This is a genomic window from Brachyspira hyodysenteriae ATCC 27164 (genome assembly GCF_001676785.2).
In the GTDB taxonomy this organism is placed as follows: domain Bacteria; phylum Spirochaetota; class Brachyspiria; order Brachyspirales; family Brachyspiraceae; genus Brachyspira; species Brachyspira hyodysenteriae.
This window is the reverse complement of sequence record NZ_CP015910.2, coordinates 1,241,331-1,253,512: the sequence shown is the minus strand read 5'-3', so window position 1 is coordinate 1,253,512 and position 12,182 is coordinate 1,241,331. Positions and strand designations below refer to the sequence as shown.

Here is a 12,182-nt window from a genome sequence, read left to right as displayed (position 1 = left end):
AAAGGATTAAAAATGAAAGGATTAAATATAAAAATATTATTAACTTTTTTTCTTTTTATAATGACAGCATGCAATTCAGTATATGGAGATAATACAACTATGAATACATTAAATACATCTATTAATTTAAAAATAAATAATAAAGATTATAAATTGATACTTTATGATAATCAAACAGCGAAAGATTTTTTAGCTATGATGCCTTTAACAATAACTATGAATGATTTGAATGCTAATGAAAAATATCATAATTTGAGTAAAAACCTTACAACACAATCATCAAGAGTTGGAAGCATAAAAACAGGCGACTTTATGCTTTACGGCAGTAATTGTTTAGTTCTTTTTTATGAAAGTTTTTCTACATCATATAGCTATACAAAAATAGGATATATAGAAAATGTATCAGGACTTAAAGATTCACTTGGCAGAGGAAGCGTACAAATAACTTTCAGTGTTAATAATTAAAAAATTATAAAAAGACTATTGACATTGGAGTGCACTCTAATGCTATAATTTGAAAATAATTTATTAGTAAACTTAATAAATTATAATAAGCGAGTTTATTAATAGCAACAATGGAGAAACAATGAAACAAGTAAAATTAAATAACGGACTTGAAATGCCCATATTAGGCTTCGGAGTTTTTCAAATACCTGATTATGAAGAATGTAAAAAATCTGTATTAAACGCCATTGAAGCAGGTTACAGATTAATAGATACAGCCTCTGCATATAATAATGAAAAAGCTGTGGGTGATGCCATAAAAGAAAGCGGAATCGATAGAAAAGAATTATTCATAACTACTAAATTATGGATAAGCGATGCTGGATATGATAATGCTAAAAAGGCTTTTGAAACTTCTATGAATAAATTAGGTTTAGATTATTCAGATTTATATTTAATACATCAGCCTTTCGGTGATTATTATGGATCTTGGAGAGCTATGGAAGATTTATATAATGAAGGAAAAATCAAAGCTATAGGCGTATGCAATTTTTATCCTGACAGATTATTAGATTTTGTTATGCACAATAAAATAGCTCCTATGGTCAATCAGATTGAAACTCATCCATTTTTCCAAAGGGAAGAAGATAATAAACTTATGAAAGAGTATAATATTCAAATAGAATCTTGGGGACCATTTGCTGAAGGCAGAAATAATATGTTTACTAATGAAATATTACAATCTATAGCAAAAAAGTATAATAAAACAGTTGCTCAAGTTATATTAAATTGGCTTATAAAAAGAAATGTTGTTGTTATACCAAAAAGTGTACACAAAGAAAGAATAATAGAAAATTTCAATGTATTTGATTTTGAATTAGATGATAATGATATGAAAGAAATTTCTAAACTTGATACTAAACATAGTTTATTCTTATCGCATACTGATGTTGAAACTGTAAAATATTTATGTAATTATAAAATATAATAAGTAAAAAATGCAATTTTAAATTTAGATTATTTGTGGGGACTAGTCCCACCGCTCTGCGTACTTCGTAACACCCCAAGTTCTTTTGTTGGCACAGGCAAAGCCCGCCTGCGGCGAGAACCAAAAAGACTGCATTTAACGAAGTACACCTTTAAGGGTGTAAACTAAAATTATGGTATTACACAATATTTAATACATATTCTTAAAATATTAAACTGTCGTTTGTGCGTTTTTCGCTCTGCGTGCCGTAGGCAGCAACTTTGACGAAGTCCGAAGAGCGTATGCTGAGAGAAAAATAACAACTAAAATTGGAGAATATAATTTTTTTAGTATTATTTCATCTTTGAAAATTACAGCATTGTTTTAATAATACAAAATAGGTTTTAATTTATAAAAGGAAAATTATGAAAAATATTTTTATAAGTTTTTTATTGATTTATATGATAGTACTAATTTTTAATAATAAAGCAGAGGCAAATAATATGAAAGGCAATTTTAATTTCAATACAAAAACTGTTAAATTAAACAGCGGATACGAAATACCTTTAAATGGAATAGGAACATATAGTCTATTAAATGATGTTTGCTATAATTCTATTCTTTATGCCTTACAAAACGGAGTAAGATTGATAGACACCGCATACATATACAATAATGAGGAAGAAGTTGGAAAGGCCGTAAGAGATTCTAAAATAAACAGAAAAGATATTTTTATCATTACAAAATTATATCCTAATCAATATAATAATGCAAAAAAAGCTATAAATGATGCATTAAAAAAATTAAATGTAGAATATATTGATATGATGCTTCTTCATCACCCGGGAAATAATGATGTTGAGGCATATAAAGCTATAGAGAAAGCTATTAAAGAAGGAAAAATACGCTCTGTAGGTCTTTCTAATTGGTATATAAAAGAATTAAAAGAATTTCTTCCAAAGATAAATATAATGCCTGCTTTAGTACAAAATGAAATACATCCATATTATCAAGATACTGAAGTAATAGAATATATTCAAAGTTTAGGTATAGCTGTTCAAGGATGGTATCCGTTAGGAGGCAGAGGACATCAAAAAGAACTTTTAAATGATAAAGTATTAAAAGATATAGCAACAAAATATAATAAATCAGTTGCTCAAATAATATTAAGATGGAATTTACAAAGAGGTGTAATTGTAATACCAGGATCAAGCAACAGAGAACATATAATAGAAAATACTGAAATATATGAATTTGAATTGAGCGATGATGATATGAAAAGAATATCAGAATTAAATCGTAATGAAAAACATGATTGGTATTAAATAATAATTTTAGTTAATATATAATAGGAGTTTAGAATGAAAGCATTGATAGCATATTATTCACATTCATCAAACACTAAAAAACTTGCGGAGTTTATAGGAAAAGTTATAAAATCAGAATTTCCAAATGCTGAAACAGACTTTTTTTATACAGAACCAGAAAAGCCGTATTCATCAAGTTACAACACAGTTTTAAATGAGGCTAAAAAAGATATAAACAGTAATCATAAACCAAAATTAAAAAACAATATAAAAAGCATAGATGATTATGATGTTATATTTGTAGGAAGCCCAAATTGGTGGAATACTATGGCACCTCCGGTAAATACATTCTTGAATAGTTTTGACTTTTCTAATAAAATAATAATGCCTTTCTGTACGCACGGAGGCGGAGGTTCTGGAAGCATTAAAAGGGATATAGAAAAGGAATCAAAATCTAAACAAGTAGCTAAAATATTGAGTGTATATGGAAGTTCTGCTTCAAGTGCTGAAAATGAAATAAAGAAATGGATTAAAGATATATTTGTAAAAATAAAATGATGTAATAAAATAATAAAAAGGAGAAATAAAATGTCAGATTATCAATATCCAAAATCACCAGAAAAAACTGTATTTATAAAAAACGGAGAAGGAAAAAAATTTAAAGGAGCAAAAGAATATTTTACAGGAGATGTTGAAGTAGAAATTATTACAGAGCCTAATGAAGATTCTCATTTCTCTGTAGCTTATGTAACATTTGAAGCAGGTGCAAGAACTGCATGGCATACTCATCCTTGCGGACAGCATTTAATTGTAGTTGAAGGTATAGGACTTACTCAGGAAGAAGGCGGAGAAGTTTTAGAGTTTCATGCTGGAGAGGCTCTTTACTGTCCTAAAGATAAAAAACATTGGCATGGTGCTTCGCCTGACTGCAGAATGAAGCATATTGCTATTACAGGAGATAAAGACGGAAACAATGTTACTTGGTTAGAACATGTTACTGATGAAGAGTATAATGCTTATAAAAAGAATAAGTAATTAATAAAAGTGTTAAAAAATTATGAGTGCCTTTTATAAATAAGACACTCATAATAATTTTACTGCATATTTATAGTAAATAACTTTCTATACAATATTTATTATTCAATTAACCATTCATTACCATATTTTTTAACCTCTAAAATAACAGACTCTCCTGCTTCATTACTTATGCATAAAGAATCTCCTTCATCTCCATAAGGTACTATATCTTCAAGATTCATTTCATTAGTTATAATATTAAGATAATAATCAATTTCCTGTGTAGCTAAAAACCAGTCTGCTTCCATACCCTCAACAGATCCATCATTTTGTTTATTTTCTTCCAAATTATTTTTTATTTCTTCAAAACTATTTTCTAAATTTTTAATATAATTGTCAGAAAAATATCCAGAATTTTTAAATTTAGCTATATAGAGATATACATTCTCCATATTAATCTCATAATATCCGCCGCCCTCAAAATCAAAATCTACAATTTTATTAAAAATATCACTTAATTCACTGTAATTTTCAGCATACCATCTGCAAGCATTATAATATGCTTTTTCTTTAGTGCTTTTATCATTGGCATCTACAGCATCCGCTATTTCAGAAGCTTTTTTATATATGCCGGTAAATCCATAGCTTCCGTTAGGCTCTGTTACCATAATAGTATCAGCATTTATAGGATGAATAGATATAATATAACCTCCATCCATTCCTACAGTCTCTTCATAATCTAAAGTATGAGAACCTATACCGCAATGAGGCTCAACATACTGATTTTCTTGTAATATCATTTTACTAACATCTGTACTTTGAATATTAGTTACTGTTTGTCCGTTTTCATCTGTAGTTATGTTAATAGCATATAAATAGAAAGTTTCATCATTATTTTTATTTAATTCTATAGAAGAATTATTATTTGAATATATACCGTTAAAATTATAAGTATTAATATTACCTACTTCTTCTGGTCTATACTCTGATTCTAATATTAATATACCTTCTTGTCTTTCATTATACGCTTCAAAAGTTACATCAGCCTTATTCTCATAAGGGAAATTATCGAAGTTAGGATTTTCTTTTACTTCTCTGTAATAATAATTAGAATAATAATTTTCTTTTTCCCATTTAGTTATTATAGTTTCATTAGGATCACTTTCATAACCTTGATAATTATCCTCATAAAGAATTCCATTTTTTACAGAAAAGCCTTTATAATTTGTAGCTATATTACTTGGTCCTTCTTCGTACTTATCTTGTATATTATAAAGTTCATAATAATAAGCATTAGTTCCGTCTTTTGAAGATTCAAAAATATAATTTTTATCTTCTCTATAACTTCCAGAATCATATACATATTCTATATCCCCGTTATCTTTGAAAGTGTATTTAGCCATACCGCTTATAATTATTTTATTCTTTACCTTATCCAAAAATGCAGCATCTTCCTGTGATAATATTTTTGTTACTGGTATAGTTTCATTTGACTGTACTGTTTCATTTGTATTAACATTGTTATTAGAAGTAGTTTGATTATCAGTTTTATTACCGCATTGAATTATTATTAAAGACATTATTGTAATGAGTGCAAATATTTTCTTCATAGTTTTTCCTTTTATATTATTAAAATAAGTATACTATATAGATGTATTTATTTCAATATAAGTATTATTGATTCTTTATATAAAATAAAAAGGCTCTATCAATATAGTCATTGATAAAGCCTTAAAATTTAAAACTAAATAAAAATTAATTAGACTGCTTTTTAAAAACTCCGCTAAATCCATAGCTTCCATTATTTTCAACTAAAATTAAAGCATCAGAACTTATAGGAGTTATATCTATTATATATGTACCATCAGCACCGTAAACTTCTCCATACTGAATAGAATCGTCAAATATTTCACAATAAGGCTCAACATACTGATTTTCTGATAATACCATTTTACTAACATCTGTGCTTTGAATATTAGTTACTGTTTGTCCGTTTTCATCTGTAGTTATATTAATAGCATAGAAATAGAATGTTCCGTCATCATTTTTCTTTAATTCAATAGATGCATTATAACCATTTGTATATACATTATCAAAATTATACATGCTAATATCCCCTACTTCTTCAAGTTTATAATCTGATTTTGATATTAATACACCTCTTGATATTCTATTATAGTTATCGAAAGTTACATCGGCTTTATTCTCATAAGGGAAATTATCGAAGTTAGGATTTTCTTTTACTTCTCTGTAATAGTAATTAGAATAATAATTTTCTTTTTCCCATTTAACCATTATAGTTTCAATAGGATCGCCTTCATAACCTTCATAATTATCCTCATAAAGAATTCCATTTATTACAGAAAAGCCTTCATAATTTGTAGCTATATTGCTTGGTCCTTCTTTGTATTTATCCTGTATATTATAAGTTTCATAATAATAAGCATTAGTTCCGTCTTTTGAAGATTCAAATATATAATTTTTATCTTCTCTATAATCTCCGCTCTCAAATACATATTCTATATCTCCATTCTCTTTGAAAGTATATTGAGAATTTCTGTCTATTACTATTTTATTTTTTACTTTCTCTAAAAATGCTGTATCTGCTTGAGATAATATTTTTGTTGCTGGTATAGTATTATTTGACTGTACTGCTTCATTTGTATTAGCAGAAGTAGTTTGAGTATCTGTTTTATTACCGCATTGAATTATAATTAAAGACATAATCGTGATTAATAAAAATATTTTTTTCATAAGAAAATCCTTTATAGAATATTAATCCAATATACCATAAAGCCGTATTTATTTCAAGAAAAACATATTAAATTTATAAAAATGTAATAACAATCAATTTAATAATCTTGCAACTAAAAGAGTAATATCATCAAATTGAGGAGTTTTTCCTCTAAATGAAACTGTTTCATTTACTATATCATCAACTAATTCTTTAGCGTTGTCATAATCATTCTTAAGAAGAGATTTTAATCTTTCCTCTCCGTATTCTTCTTCAGATTTATTGAATGTTTCTGTTATTCCGTCTGTAAATAATATAATAGTATCAGAACTAGAATAAGAAATTTGTTTATTTTGATAAGTAGCATTTTCAATAAATCCTAAAGGCTTTCCATGAGTATGCATTTCATGTATAGAATCTAAAGTGCTAATTGAATATTTCTTTATTAAGAACTGAGGCAAATGACCTGCATTAGAATATGTAATAGTTTTATTTTCTGTGTCAATAACAAGCAAGAAACAAGTAACAAACATACCATTATTAGAATCTTTATATATATGCTTATTAGTAGATTCTAATATTTTAGAAGGATCGTCCATCTCAGAGAAATATACTCTAAGTATAGAACGAGTCATAGTCATAAAGAATCCTGCCCCTAATCCTTTACCTGATACATCAGCAATAACAAGTCCGTATTTAGTATCACTTATTTTTATGTAATCGTAAAAATCACCGCCTACATTCTTACTAGGTATACTTACAGCAGCAATATCAAATAATCCATTACTAGGGAATTCTTTAGGAAGTACGCTTTTTTGAAGCTGTTCTGTAAAGTTAATTTCCTCTGTTAAAGATTCTTTTATTTTTGACTCCTCAGATAAAAGTACATGCATATAGTTTTCACCTATCTGCTGAGCAAGCATTTCTAAAAGAGATAAATTGCTTAAATTAAATGCTTTATTTATATTTCTCTCAGTTGCAGAAAGGAATCCTATAATCTCATCTTTTCCAACTATAGGAGCAACCATAAAACTATTTCTAGTATATCTAAGATTTTTATTAGGTCTGAATCTAATATCTCTGTCTACATCAATAGAATAAACAGGCTTACCAGTACGAAGAACTTCAGCAAGAACATTATCATCAACTGTTACAACACCATATTTAAGTACATTTTCATCAATACCAATTCCTGCTTTAAATTTGAAAACTCCATTCTCTTTCAATATTACAGAAACTCTATGTACTTCAAATGCCTCGCAGACTATACTAATATTATCATTAAGTATTTCTTCAATAGTTTCGCATTTATTAATAGATATTGACATCTGATATAAGGCTCCAACCTCATAAGCTCTAGATTGAGCTCTGTCATATACCATTTTATTAACTAAAGCTAAAGAAACAATATTAGCAAATAATGACATTACAACAGTATCTTTTTCTATAAATTTACCATTCTTCTTATTAATTAAGAATAAAGAACCTATATTTTTCTTTCTTACTTTTAAAGGCACAAATAATATATTTTTTAAATCCTCTCCCAAAACCTCTTTCATAGGTATGAAAGCAGAATCTTCCTGAGGATCATTAGAATATAAAGAGCATGATGTAGTATATGCTCTTACAGCCAAAGGTTTTTCACAGTCTATAATATTTCCAAAAAATTTGCTTCCTAGAGGTCCTATGGACATTTCATAATGCAAATTATATAATTCTTGATCTACTAAATATAATAGTATAGAATCTGTATACATTATAGTTTTTATTTCAGATATAATAGTAATTAAAGTTTCATCATGATCATTACTAGCATTCATTCTTTTAATAATTCCAGAAAATACTTCTAATTGTTTTTCCGGATCATCGACTATATCATATATATCCACAAAGTACCTCTAATATATTAGTTAGTATACACTATTTTATTATATCATAGAGTATTTTATAGTCAACATATATTTAATCTTTTTATACCCTTGAAGTTTTTTAATTAATTGTTTATATTATATCAAAATTTTAATGCATATAATTTAAGGAAAATATGAAAAGAAATATATTAATAGAAGGCGTAAATATACCCTCAAGGTTCTTCTTAGCCCCTATGGCAGGATATACTGATTATGTATTTAGAAGATTATCAAGAAAATTTGGAGCCGGACTCTTAGTAACAGAATTAGTAAGTGCCGCTGCTTTGGCAAGACAAGTAAAAAAAACTTATAGATATATGGAACATAAAGAAGATGAATATCCTATATCACTTCAGTTATTCGGAGCAAATGAAGATGATTATAAAAGGGCTATAGAAATAACAGATTTAAGCGGTTTTTCTTTTATAGATATTAATATGGGATGCCCTACTAAAAAAGTAGTAAAAAATAATGGGGGTGCCGGACTTTTAGAAGATACTGATAAAATGATTTCCGTATTAAATGCTGTAAAAAGCGTGTCTCCTTTACCTGTAAGTGTAAAAATAAGATTGGGACTAAAAAGAGGCGAAGGCAGTGAAATAGAAAGAGCTTTGGCTATGAAAGAAAACGGAGCATGCTTTTTAACTTTGCATGGCAGATATGCAAGCGATATGTATAGAGGAACTGCAGATTGGGAAGCAATAGCAAAAATAAAAGAAGCATTAGGTGAAGATTATATTTTAATAGGAAATGGTGATATAAAAAGTAAAGAAGATGCTGTAAAGGCATTTGATATATCTAAAGTAGATGGAATAATGGTAGGAAGAGGTGCTATTGGAAATCCTTGGATATTTACAGAACTTAATACTATATTTGAAGATAATGATGAATATAATAATAAAATAGATGAAAAAGACAATTTAAAAAACATAATAAAAGAACATATTAACGGATGCTGCGAACTTTACGGAGAAGTAAGCGGAATTCATTTTATGCGTAAATTTATTATGAAATATTTAACAGGCTATAGAATGGAAAATAAAATAGAACTTATGAAATGCGAAAATAAAGAAGAACTATTTAAAATATTGGATAATATTATAACAGAATAATAAAAAATGATTTTTTATATTAATAAATAATAAGAGAGTATTTATTAATACCCTCTTATTATTATTTTATTTTAAATTACAAATTTTTTGAATTCATTAGCAAGTTCATTAGCATCAATACCAACAACTATATGCAGCTCCTTATCATCTATTTTTTCAACAGCAGGATAATATTTCTTTATACTTTCAACATCAACTTTATTAATATCTTTTATTTCTAATCTTAATCTAGTAGCACAATTATTTACTTTAGTTATATTATCTATACCCCCAACCAATGGAAGAATTAAAGCAGTTTTCAATTTATGACTTTCAAATATATTTCTAAAAGCATCAGCAAATAAACTTGCATCCGTACCAATTACTATATGAAGCTCTGTATCACTTATTTTCTGTACAGCAGGATAATATTTCTTTATTTCTTCAATATTTACTTTATTAACATCTTTTAATTCAAGTCTTAATCTAGTAGCACAATTATTTATTTTTACAACATTTTCTATTCCTCCAAGCATAGGAAAAAGAAGCCAAGCTCTATAAGAATAGTTTGTATTTGTATTATTATCAGAGATATTTAAAATCTTTGATAATTCATTAGCAACCTCAGAAGCCTTAGTGCCTACTAATACATGAACCTCTGTAACACTTATTTTCTGTATTACAGGATAATATTTCTCTTCATTAACTTTATCAGCATTCACAACTTCAAGTCTAACTCTAGTAGCACAATTATTTACTTTTACTATATTTTCTCTGCCTCCAAGCAAAGGAATAAGAGTCATAGCCATACTAGAAGGATCATAATCAAAAGCTATTATTCTTTTTAAAGATTCAGCAAGTTCGCTTGCATCTGTACCTACTACTATATGAATCTCTGTATCACTTATTTTTTGCACAGCAGGATAATACTTTTTTATTTCATCAATATTCACTTTACTAGTATCTTTTACTTCCAATCTTAATCTAGTTGCACAATTATTTACTTTTACTATATTTTCCCTTCCTCCTAATAAACTTAAAGGAAGTATAAATTTAACATCTTTTTTATTTGATTCCATTATTAAACCTCATTATGCTAGTATATACATAAATACTAACATAATATTTATTTTATTTCTACAAAAATAGCCTGCAATATTTAATAGTATTGCAGGCTATCATATCATAAATTATATAAATAATTATTTTTTAGCTACTTTCTTAAATTCATCTGCTAAGAATTGTACTTTAGGTCCTACAATTACTTGTACAGAAGTTTTTCCAGGAGTTAATACACCAGGGAATATTTTTTTAATTTCAGCAGCCTGTATTATTGTATTATCTTTTACTTCTAATCTTAATCTAGTTGCGCAGTTATCAATATCAACTATATTTTCTATACCGCCAAGCAAAGGAAGAAGCATTAATGCTTTTTCTGCATAAGAAGCATCGCCTGAAACAGTAATTTCTACTTCTGCCTCATCATCATCTTCTCTACCAGGAGTTTTAAGATTGAATTTCTGTATAGCAAAATTGAATATAACAAAATATAATACAAAGAATACTAAACCTTGTATAATAAGCATATACCAATTACAAGCTAATGGGTTTTTAGTAGAAAGAAGTAAGTCTATTAAACCAGCAGAGAATCCGAATCCAGCCATCCATTTAAAGCTAGCAGAAATGATTAAAGAAATACAAGTTAATAATGCATGTATTACATATAATACAGGAGCTACGAACATAAATGAGAATTCTATAGGTTCAGTAACGCCAGTAAAGAAGCTAGCAAAACCAGCAGCTAACATTATAGATTTAATTTTGTTTCTATTTTGAGGCTTAGCATTTTTAATGAATGCTAAACAAGCACCTAAAAGTCCGAACATCATAATAGGGAAGAAACCAGCCTGATACATACCAGTAACACCTATTGTAGCTGTGCCGGCATCTATAGAAGCCTGACCGCCTAAGAAATTAGGTATATCATTAATACCAGCAACGTCGAACCAGAATACTGAGTTAAGTGCATGGTGTAAACCAACAGGGATTAATAATCTATTGAAGAAACCATAAATACCTGCTCCTATAGGACCAAGACCTATTATAGCTTCACCAAATGCTACTAAACCGCCATAAATTGCAGGCCAAATAACCATTAAAATAAAAGATACCACCATCATAACTACAGATGTAATTATTGGTACGAATCTTCTTCCGCTGAAGAATGCCAAAAATTCAGGCAATTTTATTTCAGAAAATTTATTATATAAACCTCCTGCAATAACTCCTCATAATATACCTATAAATTGGTTATTGATTTTAGCAAAACCAGCAGGAACATCTTCAACAGCTTTGCTTTGAATCATACCAACTGTAGCAGGAGCTAAAAGAGTTGTTACAACAAGAAAAGCAACAAGACCAGCTAAAGCAGCAGAACCATTTCTATCTTTGGACATACCGAAAGCAACACCAATAGCGAAAAGTATAGGCATATTGTCTATAATAGATCCTCCAGCTTTAATGAAGAAAGCTGCAACAGGACTTCCGCCGCCCCATCCATTTGGGTCAATCCAATAACCGATACCCAATAGAATAGCTGCTGCAGGTAATACAGCAACCGGAACCATTAGGGACTTACCTATTCTTTGTAGATAATTAAACATATATCCTCCATAAAAATTAAAAAAATAAAAAAATTATATTTTTTACTTA

At 28.1% G+C, this 12,182-nt stretch carries 10 protein-coding genes and 1 pseudogene; 6 read left to right on the top strand and 5 right to left on the bottom strand.

All coding sequences use genetic code 11. The features are described from left to right. Positions 1–12: 12 nt before the first annotated feature. The 5 genes from BHYOB78_RS05615 (at position 13) to BHYOB78_RS05595 (ending at position 3,753) form a co-directional block, all read left to right on the top strand. Positions 13–465: a cyclophilin-like fold protein gene (locus BHYOB78_RS05615; protein WP_226989561.1), complete on the top strand. Its 453-nt coding sequence runs from the start codon at positions 13–15 to the stop codon at positions 463–465. Between the two features lie 121 nt (positions 466–586). Further along, positions 587–1,432: an aldo/keto reductase gene (locus BHYOB78_RS05610; protein ID WP_020063462.1), complete on the top strand. Its 846-nt coding sequence runs from the start codon at positions 587–589 to the stop codon at positions 1,430–1,432. A gap of 404 nt (positions 1,433–1,836) precedes the next feature. Then, positions 1,837–2,736 (top strand): aldo/keto reductase, encoded by a 900-nt coding sequence (locus BHYOB78_RS05605; protein ID WP_020063461.1) that lies wholly within the window; start codon positions 1,837–1,839, stop codon positions 2,734–2,736. Positions 2,737–2,772: 36 nt separating this feature from the next. Next, positions 2,773–3,276, top strand: coding sequence for a flavodoxin (locus BHYOB78_RS05600; RefSeq protein WP_020063460.1), 504 nt, complete (start codon positions 2,773–2,775; stop codon positions 3,274–3,276). A gap of 30 nt (positions 3,277–3,306) precedes the next feature. After that, the gene (locus BHYOB78_RS05595; protein WP_020063459.1) at positions 3,307–3,753 is read left to right on the top strand and encodes a (R)-mandelonitrile lyase; all 447 of its coding nucleotides are present in this window, start codon (positions 3,307–3,309) and stop codon (positions 3,751–3,753) included. Positions 3,754–3,854: 101 nt separating this feature from the next. Here BHYOB78_RS05595 and BHYOB78_RS05590 read toward each other — a convergent pair whose 3' ends face one another. The 3 genes from BHYOB78_RS05590 to BHYOB78_RS05580 all read right to left on the bottom strand — a co-directional run bounded on the left by BHYOB78_RS05590 (position 3,855) and on the right by BHYOB78_RS05580 (position 8,358). Beyond that, positions 3,855–5,345 carry a hypothetical protein gene (locus BHYOB78_RS05590; RefSeq protein ID WP_020063458.1) on the bottom strand — a complete coding sequence of 497 codons (1,491 nt, stop codon included), beginning with the start codon at positions 5,343–5,345 and terminating at the stop codon, positions 3,855–3,857. A gap of 145 nt (positions 5,346–5,490) precedes the next feature. Further along, positions 5,491–6,489 carry a hypothetical protein gene (locus BHYOB78_RS05585; protein WP_020063457.1) on the bottom strand — a complete coding sequence of 333 codons (999 nt, stop codon included), beginning with the start codon at positions 6,487–6,489 and terminating at the stop codon, positions 5,491–5,493. Positions 6,490–6,582: 93 nt separating this feature from the next. Then, a complete protein-coding gene (locus tag BHYOB78_RS05580) occupies positions 6,583–8,358 on the bottom strand; it encodes a GAF domain-containing SpoIIE family protein phosphatase (protein ID WP_020063456.1) in 1,776 nt (591 codons plus the stop codon). A gap of 155 nt (positions 8,359–8,513) precedes the next feature. Here BHYOB78_RS05580 and BHYOB78_RS05575 point away from each other — a divergent pair, with 155 nt between their 5' ends. Beyond that, positions 8,514–9,491: a tRNA dihydrouridine synthase gene (locus tag BHYOB78_RS05575; RefSeq protein ID WP_020063455.1), complete on the top strand. Its 978-nt coding sequence runs from the start codon at positions 8,514–8,516 to the stop codon at positions 9,489–9,491. A gap of 71 nt (positions 9,492–9,562) precedes the next feature. Here the strand turns inward: BHYOB78_RS05575 and BHYOB78_RS05570 are convergent, their stop codons facing one another. Together BHYOB78_RS05570 and nagE are read right to left on the bottom strand one after the other, a co-directional pair. Further along, on the bottom strand, positions 9,563–10,549 hold the full coding sequence (locus BHYOB78_RS05570; protein ID WP_012669826.1) for a PTS sugar transporter subunit IIB: 987 nt from the start codon (positions 10,547–10,549) through the stop codon (positions 9,563–9,565). 123 nt (positions 10,550–10,672) lie between these two features. Further along, a pseudogene (gene nagE, locus BHYOB78_RS13880) lies at positions 10,673–12,133 on the bottom strand (N-acetylglucosamine-specific PTS transporter subunit IIBC). Between the last annotated feature and the right edge of the window lie 49 nt (positions 12,134–12,182).

Excerpts from the sequence above, each read along its gene's own strand:
- BHYOB78_RS05615 (WP_226989561.1), top strand. The coding sequence starts at position 13 with ATGAAAGGATTAAATATAAAAATATTATTAACTTTTTTTCTTTTTATA.
- BHYOB78_RS05610 (WP_020063462.1), top strand. The coding sequence starts at position 587 with ATGAAACAAGTAAAATTAAATAACGGACTTGAAATGCCCATATTAGGC.
- BHYOB78_RS05605 (WP_020063461.1), top strand. The coding sequence starts at position 1,837 with ATGAAAAATATTTTTATAAGTTTTTTATTGATTTATATGATAGTACTA.
- BHYOB78_RS05600 (WP_020063460.1), top strand. The coding sequence starts at position 2,773 with ATGAAAGCATTGATAGCATATTATTCACATTCATCAAACACTAAAAAA.
- BHYOB78_RS05595 (WP_020063459.1), top strand. The coding sequence starts at position 3,307 with ATGTCAGATTATCAATATCCAAAATCACCAGAAAAAACTGTATTTATA.
- BHYOB78_RS05590 (WP_020063458.1), bottom strand. The coding sequence starts at position 5,345 with ATGAAGAAAATATTTGCACTCATTACAATAATGTCTTTAATAATAATT.
- BHYOB78_RS05585 (WP_020063457.1), bottom strand. The coding sequence starts at position 6,489 with ATGAAAAAAATATTTTTATTAATCACGATTATGTCTTTAATTATAATT.
- BHYOB78_RS05575 (WP_020063455.1), top strand. The coding sequence starts at position 8,514 with ATGAAAAGAAATATATTAATAGAAGGCGTAAATATACCCTCAAGGTTC.
- BHYOB78_RS05570 (WP_012669826.1), bottom strand. The coding sequence starts at position 10,549 with ATGGAATCAAATAAAAAAGATGTTAAATTTATACTTCCTTTAAGTTTA.